Source organism: Rhodothalassium salexigens DSM 2132 (assembly GCF_004341375.1).
GTDB classification, from domain to species: Bacteria; Pseudomonadota; Alphaproteobacteria; order Sphingomonadales; family Rhodothalassiaceae; genus Rhodothalassium; species Rhodothalassium salexigens.
Genome location: NZ_SLXO01000011.1, coordinates 61645 through 77676, shown reverse-complemented (window position 1 = coordinate 77676; position 16032 = coordinate 61645). Strand labels below are relative to the sequence as shown.

Genomic DNA, 16032 nt, shown 5'->3' with positions numbered 1-16032 from the left:
CGATGGCGGAATGGGCTCATTCGCCGGCTTCGGCATAGTAGGCCCGCACCATGTCGGTGTTGTCGGCGCCGATGAAGTCGCGGGTTGCCGGCCGCAGCGGCATGTCGCCGGCCAGCAGCCGCGCCGGGTCCTCGCCCTTGACCCAGCCCAGATTGGGCTCGTGCACCCGGTAGCCGATCAGCCGCTGCAGATCGGGCGGGAAGTTGCGCGCCACCTCGGGCGGATAGGTCAGATACTGGTTTTCCGACTGGCGCAGCCAGCCCAGGCAATAGCTGAACACCAGGCCGGTGCGCGCGGCATCCGACCGATTGGCGCCGCCGCCATGCTGGGTGGAGCCCAGATAGATCAGCACCGAGCCCGCCGGCATCACGGCCGCCATTTCGGGCCGGTCCTGCAACGCCGGCGGGTCCGGGTCGATCAACCCGCGGTGCGAACCAGGCTGCAGCCGGGTCGCTCCATTGGCATCGGTGAAGTCGCTGACCGCCCACATGGCGTTGATCATGAACTCGTGCCGGCTGTGCTGGGCAAGCGGAAACATGGCGTCGTCGGCGTGCAGGATCTGGCCGCGCTCGCCCGGCTCGATGCGGATCGCCTGCGACAGGTTCAACTGATAGTGCTGGCAGTTGGGCAGCAGATAATGGTCCATCACCGCCAGCACTCGGGGATCGAGGGCCAGCGCCTGGCTCGACGGCACACTGGCCAGCACGCCGCCGCAGCGCACCGTTCGATAGCCGAAAAACTCACCCTCGCCCGCCGGCGTGGCGTCCAGTTCGGCGCCCAGTTCCCGGGCCACCGGGGCCAACGCCTCGGCCGACAGGGCGCGGTCGATGATCACCGCGCCATAGCGGTCGAGAGCGGCGATCAACTGGGCGGGGGCGACGTCGGCACTCACACGGATCATAAGCGCTCTCCTTCGACTCGGTTCTGGCGGGTCACGCGGCGACGGTCTTGAGCCCGAGCACGTCGAAATGGTCGAGCGACGGCCCGGCCGCGAGGCCGTGGCGGGCGCGCAGCACATGGGCCTGCATCAGCGACGGCTCATAGCTGTACAGCGTGGCATCGGTGTCGCCGGGCCAGACCGTCGGCCCGGTCCAGATCGGCTCGCCCAGGAACATGTTGGCGACCCGCGTCACCACCGCGCTTTGCACCGACAACAGTTCGGTCACGCCATAGGCGACGCAGAACTCGGTCACCGCCACGGTCATCTCGGCGATGATCCGGTAGGTGGCCGCCTTGTCGTCCTTGAGCCGATAGCGCGCGGTACAGAATTTGGACAGCTCCCAAATGTCGGGCGAGACCGGCGGTTCCCGGTCGCCGAAGACTTCGGGATAGACCTCCAGCGTCATATAGGGACGGGTTGTCGGCATGGCACGCCAGCACGACAGCACCTCGCCGTCGTCGGCCAGTTTGACGAAGTGGATCGCCTGGTCGTCATAGGGGTCCACCTCCCGGCCCTCGCGTTGGGCCAGCCCCCAGCCAAGCCACTCGTTGAAGGTCCAATGGCGCAACCGATAGACGCCATCCAGTTCGGCCGCGTAACGATGTCGATTTTGTGGAGTGATGAGAATGGTCATGGACGCCTCCGGATCAGAATACCGGCGGCAGTGTGGCGTTGGCCGAGTGGGCGAGCCACTCGCGCACTGCGTGGGCAATACGTCCCTACACGGGTGTTTCTGGTCTTGTCATGGAAGTATCAGGTGTAGAGCGATCGCTTTGACCACCGTCTGAATGCGCGTGGCGGTGCCCAGTTTGCGCGCCGCCCCGGCCATATGGGCGTTCACGGTGTTGGCCGAGATCGACAGAATATCGGCGATTTCTCCGTTGGTCTTGCCTTCCGCCGCCCAGTGCAAGCATTCCACCTCGCGCGGCGACAGGGTCAGCGGCGGCGGGCTCGACCGGTGCAGGCGCTCATAGGCGTTGTGAAAGCTATGGGCGAGCGCCTTGATGGCGCCGCGGTGCGCGCGCAGCGCCTCCTGGAACCGGCGGGTATCGGCGCCGAAGACGCAGAAGGTGGCGCGGTCGAAGCCGTTGCCATGGATCGGCACATTGAAGCCCTCGGCGAGGCCATAGTCGCGGCTGACCAGATAGCGGCGCATCCAAGCCAGGTCGTGGCGCCGCCCGGCGAACGCTTCTTCCCACCGGAACGGCGCCACCTCGGCGCAGACGCGCAGGGTCACCGGGTCCGCATGCAGCAGCCCTTCGCGGCGATAATGATCGAGCCAAGCCGGCGGTCGGTGGTCGAGGCTGGAGAATCCAACGCCGGTGTCATAGCGGATGTAGTAATACCCGTCGAACCCCGCGCGCCGGACATAGTCCAGCGCCAGGGCGTCCAACGCCTCGCGGGATTGCGCGGCGTCCAAGCGATCGACCACCGCCAGCGCATCCGGGGCCGCTCCACAGGGCTTCGCCATCGACCGCGTTTCGCATCCGAAATCTCAACTTATGGGCAAAAAGCTTACGGCCTGACCCGCAAGGGGTCTATTCTCCAAGCCCGACCAGCTTTTCCGCCACAGCGCCAACGGGCGCGCACCGGCCGGGCTAGCGGCATTCGGGTATGGCGGACGGCTGGGCCATCGTCTTGGGGTCGTGTTGCAGGCACCCGGTGACCACCGGCAGCGGTCCGTTCACGCGGTCATCAACACAGTTTGTGAGCGGCGATCTGGACGGCAGCGAGGAAGTTGACGGCCAAGCGATCGTATCTCGTGGCGACGCGGCGGAAGCCCTTCAGTCCACCGATCAGGCGCACTATGGCGTTGCGGTCGCGGTAGAGGAAGGGCGAGCAACAGGTCTTCCAGTACCGGTCGGCCTTGGGTGTAGGATGTTTTCGCGGCGACTCCCTGGTTGTCGATGATCTGCCGCACCCGGTCGGTGTCGTAGCCCTTGTCGGCATGAACCATGACCTCTGCGGGCAGCCCGTCAGAGCATGGATCTTCGTGGTCCGACCGCAGCGCGACCGCCCGATGGCGTGGCCCTGCTCCGCCCCTTTTCCGCCGCTGGCGCAGCGGTGTGCACGGACAGCGGAACCGTCGATCATCTCGTCGGAAGGTGGTCCGCCGGTATCCGCGAGCGCCAGCCGGACTTCAGGATGTGGACAATGCCGCTGATGACACGCCGATCATCGACGCGAGGCTTGCCCCTCGGGTCCTACGGCAGCAGGGGCACAAGACGGTCAACCTGTTCGTCCGACAGCCAAAAATGAGAATGCGACACGACAAGCTCGCTTCCAGGGAACTCGGATCGCATCCGAAGCCGCGGGGGGAAGCCCGTTTATGGGGCCTGCCCCTAGGGCCGCAAAACATTTCGGAGCAGAACAATCGCTGCTCCGGCCATAAAGCCAAGCACGATCGCCAAGACCAAGACAAGCAGCGGTTTTGGTGATGTCGGCAGCTTGGAAACCCGAACGGGCTCCAAAGGCATTGCAGCAAAACTGTCGTCAACCACCATCATCATGAGCTTGCGCTCGTTCTCGATGAGCAGTTCCGAAAGCGTTTCCACAACATCCTTGGTTCGAGCTTGCTTGAGGCGATCTTGAAGATAAGCCGCCCGCTCCAAGGCGCGAGAACGTTCCTGCTGAAGGACAACCCGATTTGCTTCGCGATGCAAGTGAGTCAAAAAATTCTGCGCAAATTCAGGATCCTTAGAAGAATAAGACAAAACGTAGCCGATTGCCTTCGCAGCCCCCGGAGCAGTAAACGATGTAATCGATACTTTGCGATTAATATAGCCGGATAGATCTCGGGCATCTGGCGGCTGCCAATCGGGCAAACCATAAAATCGATAAAGGAACGATTTAAGTGATGCAATCGCCCCACCCGGCGGATGCCACTTCTGGTCTTCAGCACCCCATTGAGACACAAAAGCTGTGTGCGCAACTTCGGGTATGGCCATTAGTTCTTCAGCCACTCCGATTGAGGTGATTGCCGCCAGGTAACGTTCCAATACAGTTGCCTCTTCAACCGTACTGGAACGAAATGGATTGAGCGACGAACCGAACCCACCAACACCAAGCTCTAATTGTTCCTGAACCTCACTATTTGGAAACACCTGCAATTCAGCTGTATATTCAGGATTGGCCGTCCAAAGATAAAATGAAACCAAAACAACAAGAAAAAAAACTGAAACGATAATAATATGCCAGTTATTTAAAAGATCTCGCAATATATGACCCAACGAAAAAGGCGGGCGCGGCTCATCTGAAGGACCGCTGGACCGGGCTTCGCACAAGCCCGGCAAATCGTCACGTTTTTTTTCCAGCATTCGCTGCCTGCAAAATTGATTTAAAGTCACCAATACTAAACGCCAATAAAACACGAGCCTAGACTTTAAAGATCATCTCCAGCGCATGTTTTATAACGTCCAGCTCACCTTAAACTTTCGCTCGGACCAAGGCAAGCGTGCCAAGCGTGTCGCCTCACCCAGAGTGGACCGCCCCGGGTTTGCCGGCGGCTAAGTTGTCTTGGTTACGCGGTCATATCGGAGACTTCCTGGGCGGTGTATTCCACGGCATCGAAGCGCCGCCACGGCCCCCGCCGATGGATGGCCGCGGCCTTGAACAGGCCATTGATGGTCTCGGCGAGAGCATCGTCGTCGCTGTCGCCGACGCTGCCCACCGATGGCTCGATCCCGGCGTCGCCGAGGCGCTCGCCTTACGCAGAATCTCGTTGGCTTGGCGCAGCGCCCGGTTCTCGCACTCCAGCGCTTCATCTTCTCGCTCATCTCGGTGGCAATGCCGGCTCGCTGCCCGCTGTCGATCTGGGCCTTCTTGACCCACTCGTCCAGCGTCTGGGCAGACCAGTCCACCTTCGAGGAGATCGATACAACCCCAGCCCAGCGCGACTCATCACACTGGCCCTCGCGGTCCCGGACCATGCCAACGGCGCACTCACCCACCTCGGGAGAATACCTGTTCGTCGTTTAGTCCATGATGACTCCACCCTACTCTGGAGTTGGAGCCTCCTGTCTTTGCAGAATCCACTATCAAAGCCGGCGCGGTTCATCTTGAGCGGCGGCGAAATCTCGTAGGCCAAACCGAATTTGGCGACCAGCTTCTCATAAGCCTCCACATGGCGCGCCTCGTCCATCGATCAATGTCATCGGTGGACCTCCCCGGCGCAGTGGTGCGCGAAAGGAGGTTGTCATTGCTGCGACTCTAAAAAGGCCCTCCGGGCGCCCGGCCGGCCGCGGGCTTGCCATCGGGCACAAAAACGGCCCGGGCCGTCACCGGCCCGGGCCCTGAAGCTTGACCCCTGCGGGTCCCCCAGACGCCGCTCATGCGCGGCAGCAGGGGCTTAGAAGGTGGTCGTCAAGCGCACATAGACCATGCGCCCGCGCGGGTCGTGGACCCGGGTGGCGAAGGCGCCGTCGGTGTTGACGAACGGCGGGTCATTGTCGAACAGGTTGATGCTGCCGACGGCGACGCGCGCGCCTCTTAACGGCCCCATGGCACCGAAGGTGTAGTTGTACTGGATGTCCACCGTGGTCTGGCTGTCGACGCGGGCGAAACCGCCCCGCCCGGCGCAGCCGGTGACCGGGTCGACCGGCTGGAAGTCCGCCGGCGTGTCGCCGCCGCCGCAGTTCTGGTCGTCGCGCAAGCCGTCGATGTAGCGCACGAAGGTGGTCAGCGCGTGGTTGCGATAGACATACGCCAGGCTGGCGTTGAAGCGCCACTCGGGCACCGGGGCGGCGAAGTTCTGGCTGTTGCGCGACCCGGCAATGTCGACCGCCGGGCCATTGTCTTCCAGCGTCGCCTTGTAGGATTTCACATAGGTGCCCTCGAAGCCCGGACGGAAGGTGCCGAAATCGGTATCGAGCGTGTAGCTGACGCCGATATCGAACCCGTCGGTCTTGATGCCGCCGCGGTTGACGAACTCGGTGCGGATGAAATTCAGCCCGCCGGTGGGCCCGCGTTCGACCACGCCGGGAATCTCATTGTTGGGCGTGTTGACCGTGCGCGCCGCCAATTCCTCGGGTTGTTGTTGGGTGATCACGTCGTCGAAGTCGAAATTCCAGTAATCGACATTGAACTCCAGCCCGGCCAGTTGGCGCGGCGTGTAGGTGACACCCAGGTTGAAGGTCTCCGACTCCTCGGGCTTCAGATCCGGGTTGCCGGCCGACGTGATCGCGATGAACGACTCGCCACCCTCCACCGGGTCGAACACCGAGTTCAGGCTGGTCTGGTTGCCGAACTGCTGGAACACCGACGGCGCACGGAACGCCGTGCCCCAAGACCCGCGCAGGCTCAGATCCGGCACCGGCTGATAGAGCAGGGCGATCTTCGGGTCCACCGTATCGCCGATAAAGCCGCCATAGTCCTCGTAGCGCAGCGCCGCCGACAGCTCCAGATTGTCGAGGATCGGCACCTGCAGCTCGCCGAAGAAGCTGTAGACGTCGCGCTCGCCGAAGAAGTCGTCAATCGGCGCGGTCACGAACAGGAAGTTGGCCCCATTGGTGTTTTCGTCCAGATCGTGGCGCAGCGAATCCTCGCGATACTGGAAGCCCACGGCCAGCCCAACCGGGCCCGCCGGCAGGTCGAACAACTCGCCCGCGGTGACCGCGTCGATCACGGTCAGCGTGCTGCGCCCGTCGAGGGTGATCTCGCCGGTGATGAAGTCGTAGATCGCGTCGCTGTTGACCACCGGCGCGGTTACCGGGTTGCCGTCAGGGCCGATGACCGGCGTCCCGTCCAGGTTGCGCACCGGCACCTGGCCGTCGGGCCCGACGATGCCGGACGCGAACGGGTTGTAGAACAGACAGCCGCCGGTGCCCGGCGGGTTCAGCCCCGGTCGGCACGACACGCCCGCCTGGCCGTTCAAGGCCAGATTGGTCTCGACCGCCAGGCCGTCGGACACATCGGTGAAGTGATAGTTGTTGATGCCGCGCAGATAGCTGACGTCATAGTACCAGCTATTGCCGATATCGCCGGTCAACCCCGCCACCATGCGCCAGGTGTCGTGCTCGAACTCGCCGGGGTTCTGTTGGTTGGAGAAGAAGTCGTTCACCTGACCGCCGCCGGGGCTGCGGCCGAGGAACAGTGACGCCGAGCCGGTGAACGGGTTGAACGGGTTATTGGGCAGAATGGTCAGCGGACTGCTGATCGGGAAATTGCTGTTCTGCCGCTGGGTCCGATTCCGGGCATAGCTGAACTCGCCGTAGAACCGGGCATGGCGATTGAACTCGTGGTCCAGCTTGGCATAGCCCTGAAGCCGCGTGGTCCGGGGCACCAGGTTGAACTGGGTGCCGAAATCGGTCTGGCAACTGCCGCGCAGGCTGCCGCCGGGACCGGGCAGGGCGACGGCGACCTCCTGGCCGGTGACCGGGTCGACCACGGTCTCAGGCTCGTAGATGATGTCGTCGCTCAAGGCGGCGGCGTCGGCGCACTGCGGGTCGGGCACGATGAAGGGCGAGAAGCCCTGTTCGCCCTGCGCCGCGGCCAGCGCCTGGAAGGCGGCCCCCAATTGCTGCTGCTGGGCAGAGCTTAACTGATCGGTGGAAAAACCGGCCAGCGCCGGATTCAAGAGTTCCGGCGCCAAACCGAGCACCTGGGGCAGGAAGCTCGCCGTGAACGCATCGGCCAGACCGTCGGCGGCCCCGGCGGTCGCCGCCCCCTGCTGAAGACTGAACCCGGAAAAATTGCCGACCAGGAAGCCGCCCGCCGGGTTGGGGATCACCGGCGAGGCGAACTGGCCGGCGGGACCGAAGTCGAACACCGGCGCGGCATTGTCGGCGAAGGCGTTGAACACATTGGCCAACGCCTGCTGCCGCGGATCGAGTGCCGCATTGGGCGCGTTCAGCGGGATGAAATTGCCCGGCAGGGCGGCGGTGGTCGAGACGCTCAGCCCGCCCTGGCCGCGAAACGCCTCGGGCCGCAGGTCGCGCTCGCGGGTGGTCAGGGCCGAGCGGTCCAGATAGCTTGCCGACAGCGTCAGGTGAGTACGGTCGTTGCCGCCGCCCCAAATGCCCTCGACGCGCAGATCGTTCTGGCTGGCATTGGTGTTGCCCTGCCATTCGCCGCGCAGTTCCAGGCCCTCGAAATCGTCGCGGGTGATGAAGTTGACCACGCCGGCGACCGCGTCGGTGCCATAGAGTGCGGCCGCCCCGTCTTCCAGGATCTCGGTGCGTTCAAGCGCGATCATCGGTACCAGCGAGGCGGTGTCGACGAACAGCACGCCATTGTCGTCGGGGGCGGCCGACGCCACCTGGCGCTTGCCGTTGAGCAGCACCAGGGTCGACGACAGGCCGAGCCCGCGCAGATTGATGTTGGAGGTGCCCGCGGTCAGGTTCTGGGTGAACGCGTCGGGGTTGTTCTGCGCACCGGTGGAGGTGGTCAGCGTCTGGGTGATGTCGGCGATATCGGCCGCGCCGATGGTATTGATGTCCTCGCGCCCGATGGTGGCGATGGGCGAGGGGCGGTCAGCCTGTTGCACGCGGCGGATGTAACTGCCGGTAACGACGATCTCTTCCACCTCGCCATTGTCGGCGGACTCGGCGATCTGCGGTGCTTGCTGCGCATTGGCCGGCAACGCCAGGAGCCCAGCGAGGCCAAGCCCGGCGAGCGCGGTGGTGGTACGGAAATGGGCGGTGTGGACCATAAGTTTCCCCGACGGATTTTTTTGGTTGATTGGGTCCCCGGGCGATGCCGGGGTAAGGGCGCGGTCGCTTCCGCCGCCGGTCGGGGCCGCGCGCGGCCCTGACCGGCGGGCGACGGTCAGAAGCTGGCGGTCAGCCGCACATAGACCACCCGACCGCGCGGATCGTGGACCCGGCTTTCATAGCCGCCATTGGTGTTGACGAAGGGCGGCTCGGTGCCGGCCACATTGATGGCGCCGGCGCTGAACACCAGGCTTTCGTCCAGGTCGAACAACTGGTTGACCTGGAGCGTGTATTGTAGATCGACGGTGAAGATGTCGCTGACGACGCCATTCTCCGGCACCCGGCCGTCGGGGCCGGGCTCGGCCGTCGGGCTGGCCTGATCGTCGTCGAAGCCGTCGATATAGCGGCCATAGACGTTGAAGGCGTGCGCGCCCTGGGTCCAGTTGAGGCCCAGATTGAAGCGCAGCGGCGGCGTCGGATTGCCCACATTGGTGAAGTTGCGGTTGCCCTTGCCGTCGATGACGCCGAGCGTCGGGTCGGTGATGTCGTATTTGGTGATCAACGTGCCTTCGAAGCTCGGGCGGAACGTGCCGATGGCCGTGTCGAACTGGTAGCTGGCGCTGAAGTCGAGCCCGGCGGTCTCGATGCTCGGCGCGTTGACGAACTGGGTGTTCACCTGGCTCAGCAGCGGCAGGCCGAATTGCAGCGCCGGACGAACGAAGCGGTCCGGGTTCAACAACGGCGTCGGGTTGCCGACCTGGGCCGCCTGACGTTCGGCCTCATCCAACAACGCCTGGGCGTTTTCCTTGGTGATCTTGTCGTCGAAATCGAAGTTCCAGTAGTCCAACGACAAGCTGAGCCCCGGCACCGCACCCGGCTGGTAGGTGGCCCCCACATTGAACTGGCGCGAATCCTCCGGGTTCAGATCGGGGTTGCCGGTGGTGAACTCGGCCAGGAAGGCGGTGTTGCCGACCAGCGGGTCGCGCAACTGGGCGAGCGCGACGAAACCGCCGGTTTCCTGTTGGAAGATCGACGGCGCCCGGAACGAGGTGGAGAAGGTGCCGCGCAGCGACAGGTCGTCGTGCGGCATGATCAGCACACCCACCTTGGGATCGACCGAATCGCCGACGCCCTGGATGTCCTCGTAGCGCACCGAGGCGTTGACCTCCATCCAGTCGGTGGCCGGCAGGCGCACCTCGCCAAACACCGCATAGGTGTCGCGTTCGCCGCGGAAATCCGGCACCGCCGTGCCGGCACCCGAGGCGAACAGGAAGTTACCATTGTTGGAGTTGGTGTCGGCGTCGAGGCCGTAACGCTCGCCGCGATACTGGCCGCCCACGGCGACGCCGATGGGCCCGCCGGGCAGGGCGAGCCGGTCGCCGAGGTCGCCGGCGATCACCGCGTCGACCACCAGCAGGTCCGAATCGAAGTCGAGCCGGTTGCGGTCGATCACATAGTCCAACACCTCTTCGGTGTTCAGCGGCGACGCCTGACCGGGGCCGAAGGGGTCGAAGAAGAAGCACGGTCCCTCGCCCGGCGTACCGGTCAGCGGGTCGCAATTCTCGCCGCCCAGGCCGGCGAGCGCGAACGCCATCTCGTTGCGCAGGGTGTCCTGCACGCTGACCCGGAATTCGTTGGTCGCCGCGGTGACGCTGGTGTTCAGGCGCCAGGTGTCGTTGATCCGCCAATCGAAGCCGCCGCTGAACCGGTAGGTATCGGAATCATGCGTGCTGTTGACCGCCTCGCCAGTGCCGATCGGGCGGAACAGGCTGATCAGGTCGACCCCGAACGGGTTGCTCGGGTGCGCGGGCAGGCCGGTGGGGCCGGTCTCGCCGCCGATCAACTGGGCGGTCAGGATCGGGAAGGTGGGCGTGTTGCCGCGTTCGGCGCGATTGCGGGCAAAGCCGAACTCGGCGAAGAAAGACAAATTGTCGGTGATGTCGTAGCCGGCCTTGGCGAAGCCCTGAAGGCGGCTTTCCTCCGGCACCAGATTGTAGAACTCGCCGAAATCGAACTGACAGATGCCGACCACGCCGGCCGGCAGGCCGAGCGCCGGCACGGCACCGGGTGCCTGGGAATTGGGCGTCGAGCCGCACGCCGGGTCGGCGAAGGCCGGCAATTCGCCCGCCGCCGACAAGCCGGCCCGGATCGCTTCGAGCGGCGTGCCCTCGGCGGTGGGGATGCCCGCGAACTGGGTGTAGACGTCGGCCAGGGACACGTCCAAGGGGATCTGGCCGAGCGGCAAATAGGTGCCCGGATCGCCGATCGAGCTGAGGTCGGGACCGAACAGCGGGCTCAGCCGCTTTTCCTGCATGGTCAAGGGCGTCCGGTCGAGATAGCTGACCGCGGCGATGGCATAGCCGCGATCCATCTGCACGCCGCCCAACACCTCGATCCGGGCGTCGGAGCTGGAGCCCGTGTCGGCGATGGTCTGAAACTCGCCGCGCACCTCCAGCCCCTCGAAGCCGTCGCGGGTCAGGAAATTGGCGACCCCGGCGACGGCGTCGGCACCATAGAGCGTCGCCGCCCCGTCCTTGAGGATCTCCAACCGCTCAATGGCGATCAGCGGCACCAGCGACGCGGTGTCGACGAAATTCACGCCATTGTCGGTGGCCGCCCCGCTAACCACCTGGCGCCGACCGTTGAGCAGCACGAGCGTCGACGACACGCCCAGCCCGCGCAGGTTGATATTGCTGGTACCGGTGGAGAAGTTCTGCGTGAACGCGTCGGGATTGTTCTGCGACCCGGTGTTGATGGTCAGCGTCTGGGTCAGGTCGGCGATGTCGGCGGCACCGATATTGTTCAGGTCCGCGATGCCGATCGACGTGATGGGCGAGGCTTGGCTCACATCCGAACGGCGCTGGATGTAGGACCCGGTGACGACGATCTCTTCCACCTCAAGGGTGGTGTCCCGGTCGCCTTGATCGGGCGTCTGTTGCGCGTGGGCCGCCCCCACCGGCGCGATGGCGATAAGCCCCAGACCCAAAAGACCGGTCAGAGCGGTGGATGCAACGAATCTGTTTTTAGCCATAGCGTGGCCTCCCCAACGATGGTCGGTTGAACCACGGATGGCCCACCGCACCCATGTCATTTTTTAGTGGCCGGTTTGATCGGCCCGTTTTTCACGAACAGACAATTTTTTGCTGCCCGCTTTCGTTGTAGACGAGTGTTGCGAAAGCCGCGTGAAAAGGTCAAGCGTCGCCAAAACTTTGTTTGCTTTTTTTCTGCTGTGTGGCAGCGGTGATACGCTCGCGATCTTTACCGACGGGGCCAACAAACCGCGCAACACCGCTGATCACCCGAGGGAAGGGGCCGGCGGCGCGATAGCAAGAAGGCAATACTCAGGGGAGGCAATATCGCGATGACAGGACAAACAGACGCCGTCGGCCGGTTGGCCGGCAAGCGCGCCCTGATCACCGGCGGCGCCGGCGGCATCGGCGGTGCCACGGCACGGCTGTTTCTGGCCCATGGGGCGGCGGTGGCGGTCAGCGACATCGACGCCGACGCCGCCCGGCGCACGGCCGCCGATCTGGGCGGCGGGACGGTGGCGTTGGCGCATGACGTGACCGACGAGGCGGCGTGGACCGCCGCCGTCGCCGCCACGGTCGAGGCCTTGGGCGGGCTCGACATCCTGGTCAACAATGCCGGCATCGGCACGCTCGGCGGCGTGTTGGAAACCGACTACGCCGACTGGCGCCGGGTCCTGGCGGTGGATCTGGACAGCGTGTTCCTGGGCTGCAAATACGCCCTGCCCGCCTTGGCCGAGAGCGGCCGGGGTGCGATCGTCAATGTGGCGTCGGTCGCCGGGCTGATCGCCCAGCCCAACATGGCCGCCTACAATGCCGCCAAGGCCGGCGTGCGCCATCTGACCAAATCGGTGGCGCTCGATTGCGCGCGCAAGAAGAACGGCGTGCGCTGCAATGCGGTGCTGCCCGCCTATCTCAACACCCAGATCCTGGATGGGCTGATCCCCGGCAAATCGCGCGAGGACATGCTGCACCGGTTGGCGGCATTGAGCCCGGCGGGCCGGGTCGGCGACGCCGAAGACGCGGGCCACGCCATCGTCTATCTGGCCTCCGACGAGGCGGCATTCGTCAATGGCAGCGACCTGGTGGTGGACGGCGGCCTGAGCGCCATGTGAGCGCGGGCCGGGTGCGCGGGGTGCGCGATCAGCGGATCAGACGCGCTTCCTGGACCAGCACATCGGCATGGGGGCCGCCGAGAATCTCGTCGGTGGCCTCCTGCAACAGCGCGGCCACATAGGCAACATTGACGTGTGAGCGCGGGTCGTAACGTTCGCGCACATAGAAGCTCAGATTGGAGATATAGGCGTCGCGCAGCCTCGGCGTGACCGAGATGACCTGCGCCCGGGCGTCGGCGTCGGTCGCCTCAAGCACCAGATTGAGCCGCAGGCTACCATGGAAACGGCCGCGCTGGACCACCGCCACGTTGAGCGGCTCGAGCTCGTAGAACAGCTTGGATTCTTGTTCGCCCTCGGCCACGTCGCCGCCCGCCGCCACGGCCGCACCGGGGGGCAGGGCGACCGTCCCGGCAACCAGCAGCGGCGCCAGAACGGCGGCGCGCGCCCAGGCCGCGCCCCGGGACAGAAGCCGGGACGACCAGCGACCCGATGCCCGACCGGCGGATGTGGTGACCATGATCCTGTCTCCTCGGCGCCAGGGGAAGGGCGGGCGGCACCGCAACCGGCACTGACCGTATCGCGCCACCGCTGAACAAACCTTAAACCGGGCTGCCGACCGAGCGATCCTCCCGGCGCAATAGGACGCTCAGATTGTTCGCCGGCATGGCGACCAGCTCGGGCGAGGCGAAACCGGCCGCCGCGGCCAAGGCCGCCACGTCGTCCAGGTCGCGCACGCCCCAGCGCGGGTCGCGTGCCGCCAGGCTGTCGTCGAAAGCGGCGTTGCTCGGCGCGCTGTGGACGCCGCCGCGTTTGAACGGACCGTAAAGGTAAAGCAAACCGCCCGGCGACAGCCGCGCGCCGGCCTCAGCCACCAGCGCCCGGGCGGCGTCCCACGGCGCGATGTGGATCAGATTGATGGCGACCACCGCCGCCAGACCGTCGAGCGGCACGGCCCAGGGTCGCGCCGTCACATCCAGCGCGCGCGCAGGGCGCAACCGGTCGCTGCCGTCGCCGGCATGGGCCTGGATGCTGGCCAGATTGTCCGGCTCGGGGTCGGTCGGCTGCCAATCCAGACCGGGCAGATGACGCGACAGGAAGGCCGCGTGCTGACCGGTGCCCGCCGCCACCTCAAGGACCAGACCGGCACGCGGCAACCGGGGGCCGAGCACGTCCAGAATCGGTTGTTTATTGCGTTCGGCAGCGGGCGCGATTCGGCGGTCATCCATCGACGGGGCTCCAAATAAACGGGTGGGCGGGGGCGGCGGCCGGGTCAGCCGTCGCCGCGAAACGGCAACAGGGGCTTCAGGGTGCGGCGCGCGGCGTCGGGCCCGCCGGCGGCCCAAGCGGCCGCCACCTGGGCGGCATGGTCCTTGAGCCGCGCGTCGAACGCATCGCGCGGCGGCAGGGTGGCGATCCGGCCCAACAAGGCGCGGGCGCGGGTTTCGTCCGCCGGCCGGGCGAAGCGCAGGCGAAGCTGCGCCTCGCTGAACAGCACCGCCACGGTATCGGGGGCGAGGTCGGCGGCGCGGGCGAAGGCAGCGCGGGCGCGTTTGCGGCTGGCGCCGAAAAACACGCGCGCGATCAGGCTACCGGCACCCAGCACCACCTCGGCGTGCCAGGCTGCGTCGGCGGCATGGGCCCAGGCGTTTCGCGGATGCGCGACGAGCGCCCGGTCGATACGGGCGCGCGCGGCCCGCACGTCACTCGGCGCGGCGTCGAAGCGTGCGCGATAGCCGAGCGCCGCAGCGGCCTGCAGATTGCCCTCGCCATGGTCGGGGTCCCGCGCCAAAGCCGCTTCGGCCGCCGCCAACGCCAGGACGAGCCCGCGACGCTGCGCGGTTTCGTCGCCGGCGCCGTAGCCCGCCGCGACCAACTGCGCCCGGGCCGCCAGACCGTAGCCGTCGGCGGTCGCCGCGGCGACACCGGCGTCGGCGGCGGCAGCCCAGCGGCCGGCATCGTAGAGACGCTGCGCGGTGGCCTCGGGCTCGGCCGCAGCCAATGGATCATCGGGTGTGGGCGCCGGCGGGTCGCGCAGCGCCCCCGGCATGAGCAAAAGCAACGCCGGCAGGGCCAGCCCGAGGCCCCACCAGCGCCAGGGATCGCCGCCTATTCGGTCAGGTCTTCCCACAGCTCGCGCACCCGATCCAGGAACGAATGCGACCGCGGCGACACCTCTTCGCCGCCCTCTTCGGCGAACTCGCGCAGCAATTCCTTCTGCCGCTTGGTCAGGTTGACCGGCGTCTCCACATGAACCTCGATCATCATGTCGCCGATCACGCCCGAGTTCAGATGCGGCATCCCCTTACCGCGCAGGCGGAATTGCTTGCCGCTCTGGGTGCCGTCGGGAACCTTGATCTTGGCGCGCTTGCCGCCAATGGTCGGCACCTCGATTTCGCCGCCGAGGATCGCCGTGGTCATGGTCACCGGCACATTGCAAAACAGGTGCGGGCCGTCGCGGCTGAACAATTCGTGCGGCTCGACGGAGACGAAGATGTACAGGTCGCCCGGCGGACCGCCGCGCGCGCCGGCCTCGCCCTCGCCGGCGAGCCGGATGCGGGTGCCGTCGTCGACGCCCGGCGGCACGCTGACCGACAGCGTCTTGGTGCGTTCGACCCGGCCGGTGCCGCGGCAGGTCTCGCACGGGTCGGAGACCATGCGGCCGGCCCCCCGGCACAGCGGACAGGGCCGCTCGACCACGAAAAAGCCTTGCTGGCTGCGCACCTTACCCGCACCGCCGCACTGCGTGCAGGTCTTGGGCTCGGTGCCGGGCTTGGCACCATTGCCGCCGCAATCGCCGCATTCGGCGTGGGTGGGGATGGCGATGTCCACCTCTTTGCCCGAAAACGCCTCTTCGAGCGTCACGGCCATGTCGTAGCGCAGGTCGGCGCCACGCCGCGCGCCACCGGCACCGCCGCGACCGCGGGCGCGGCCGGTGAACTCGCCGAAGAACTCGTCGAAAATGTCGGAAAAGCCGGCAAAGTCGAAGCCACCCGGCCCACCGCCAGCACCCGCGCCGTCCTGGAACGCGGCATGGCCGAAACGGTCATAGGCGGCGCGCTTCTGATCGTCCTTGAGGACGTCATAGGCTTCGCCGATGCGCTTGAATTGCTTTTCGGCCTCTTCGTCGCCCGGGTTGCGGTCCGGGTGATACTTCATCGCCAGCTTGCGATAGGCCGATTTGAGCGTCGCCTTGTCGGCATTCCGGTCGACGCCGAGAATCTCGTAGAAATCTTGTGCCATGGAAACGGGGCCCTCCGGCTCGATCGGGGTGGCGATCCCGGCATTGGCCCCCGCGCGCCCGA

The 16032-nt window shown here is 65.9% G+C and carries 11 protein-coding genes and 3 pseudogenes; 1 reads left to right on the top strand and 13 read right to left on the bottom strand.

Going from position 1 to position 16032, the window contains the following annotated elements:
* Positions 1-16: 16 nt before the first annotated feature.
* The 9 genes and pseudogenes from EV659_RS12890 to EV659_RS12850 form a co-directional block, all read right to left on the bottom strand.
* Entirely contained in the window at positions 17-901 is an 885-nt protein-coding gene (locus EV659_RS12890; protein ID WP_165878889.1) for a phytanoyl-CoA dioxygenase family protein, read from the bottom strand.
* Between the two features lie 31 nt (positions 902-932).
* On the bottom strand, positions 933-1574 hold the full coding sequence (locus tag EV659_RS12885) for an acyl-homoserine-lactone synthase (protein ID WP_132709297.1): 642 nt from the start codon (positions 1572-1574) through the stop codon (positions 933-935).
* A 108-nt stretch (positions 1575-1682) separates the two neighbouring features.
* Entirely contained in the window at positions 1683-2411 is a 729-nt protein-coding gene (locus EV659_RS15155; protein ID WP_132709296.1) for a helix-turn-helix transcriptional regulator, read from the bottom strand.
* A gap of 224 nt (positions 2412-2635) precedes the next feature.
* A pseudogene (locus EV659_RS12875) lies at positions 2636-3210 on the bottom strand (transposase family protein).
* Positions 3211-3282: 72 nt separating this feature from the next.
* Complete coding sequence (locus EV659_RS12870) at positions 3283-4257, bottom strand: Wzz/FepE/Etk N-terminal domain-containing protein (RefSeq protein WP_132709295.1); 975 nt, start codon at positions 4255-4257, stop codon at positions 3283-3285.
* 203 nt (positions 4258-4460) lie between these two features.
* A pseudogene (locus EV659_RS12865) lies at positions 4461-4643 on the bottom strand (IS3 family transposase); the annotation flags it as partial.
* Positions 4616-4869, bottom strand: a pseudogene (locus EV659_RS15080) (transposase); the annotation flags it as partial. The pseudogenes EV659_RS15080 and EV659_RS12865, both read right to left, overlap by 28 nt.
* A 419-nt stretch (positions 4870-5288) precedes the next feature.
* Positions 5289-8588: a TonB-dependent receptor domain-containing protein gene (locus EV659_RS12855; RefSeq protein WP_132709293.1), complete on the bottom strand. Its 3300-nt coding sequence runs from the start codon at positions 8586-8588 to the stop codon at positions 5289-5291.
* A gap of 116 nt (positions 8589-8704) precedes the next feature.
* Positions 8705-11620 (bottom strand): TonB-dependent receptor plug domain-containing protein, encoded by a 2916-nt coding sequence (locus EV659_RS12850; protein WP_165878888.1) that lies wholly within the window; start codon positions 11618-11620, stop codon positions 8705-8707.
* Positions 11621-11950: 330 nt separating this feature from the next.
* Here EV659_RS12850 and EV659_RS12845 point away from each other — a divergent pair, with 330 nt between their 5' ends.
* The gene (locus EV659_RS12845; RefSeq protein WP_132709291.1) at positions 11951-12730 is read left to right on the top strand and encodes a glucose 1-dehydrogenase; all 780 of its coding nucleotides are present in this window, start codon (positions 11951-11953) and stop codon (positions 12728-12730) included.
* Positions 12731-12758: 28 nt separating this feature from the next.
* On the opposite strand, the gene EV659_RS12840 is transcribed toward EV659_RS12845, so the two are convergent.
* The 4 genes from EV659_RS12840 to dnaJ all read right to left on the bottom strand — a co-directional run bounded on the left by EV659_RS12840 (position 12759) and on the right by dnaJ (position 15970).
* A complete protein-coding gene (locus EV659_RS12840) occupies positions 12759-13247 on the bottom strand; it encodes a flagellar basal body-associated FliL family protein (RefSeq protein WP_132709290.1) in 489 nt (162 codons plus the stop codon).
* Between the two features lie 82 nt (positions 13248-13329).
* Positions 13330-13956 carry a DUF938 domain-containing protein gene (locus EV659_RS12835; RefSeq protein WP_132709289.1) on the bottom strand — a complete coding sequence of 209 codons (627 nt, stop codon included), beginning with the start codon at positions 13954-13956 and terminating at the stop codon, positions 13330-13332.
* Between the two features lie 44 nt (positions 13957-14000).
* The gene (locus EV659_RS12830) at positions 14001-14858 is read right to left on the bottom strand and encodes a hypothetical protein (RefSeq protein WP_132709288.1); all 858 of its coding nucleotides are present in this window, start codon (positions 14856-14858) and stop codon (positions 14001-14003) included.
* Positions 14837-15970: a molecular chaperone DnaJ gene (gene dnaJ, locus EV659_RS12825; RefSeq protein WP_132709287.1), complete on the bottom strand. Its 1134-nt coding sequence runs from the start codon at positions 15968-15970 to the stop codon at positions 14837-14839. Before dnaJ ends, EV659_RS12830 begins: the two co-directional genes overlap by 22 nt.
* Positions 15971-16032 lie beyond the last annotated feature (62 nt).

Coding starts and splice junctions, on each gene's coding strand:
- EV659_RS12845 (WP_132709291.1), top strand. CDS start 11,951: ATGACAGGACAAACAGACGCCGTCGGCCGGTTGGCCGGCAAGCGCGCC.
- EV659_RS12855 (WP_132709293.1), bottom strand. CDS start 8,588: ATGGTCCACACCGCCCATTTCCGTACCACCACCGCGCTCGCCGGGCTT.
- EV659_RS12840 (WP_132709290.1), bottom strand. CDS start 13,247: ATGGTCACCACATCCGCCGGTCGGGCATCGGGTCGCTGGTCGTCCCGG.
- EV659_RS15155 (WP_132709296.1), bottom strand. CDS start 2,411: ATGGCGAAGCCCTGTGGAGCGGCCCCGGATGCGCTGGCGGTGGTCGAT.
- EV659_RS12850 (WP_165878888.1), bottom strand. CDS start 11,620: ATGGCTAAAAACAGATTCGTTGCATCCACCGCTCTGACCGGTCTTTTG.
- EV659_RS12885 (WP_132709297.1), bottom strand. CDS start 1,574: ATGACCATTCTCATCACTCCACAAAATCGACATCGTTACGCGGCCGAA.
- EV659_RS12870 (WP_132709295.1), bottom strand. CDS start 4,257: ATGCTGGAAAAAAAACGTGACGATTTGCCGGGCTTGTGCGAAGCCCGG.
- dnaJ (WP_132709287.1), bottom strand. CDS start 15,970: ATGGCACAAGATTTCTACGAGATTCTCGGCGTCGACCGGAATGCCGAC.
- EV659_RS12890 (WP_165878889.1), bottom strand. CDS start 901: ATGATCCGTGTGAGTGCCGACGTCGCCCCCGCCCAGTTGATCGCCGCT.
- EV659_RS12835 (WP_132709289.1), bottom strand. CDS start 13,956: ATGGATGACCGCCGAATCGCGCCCGCTGCCGAACGCAATAAACAACCG.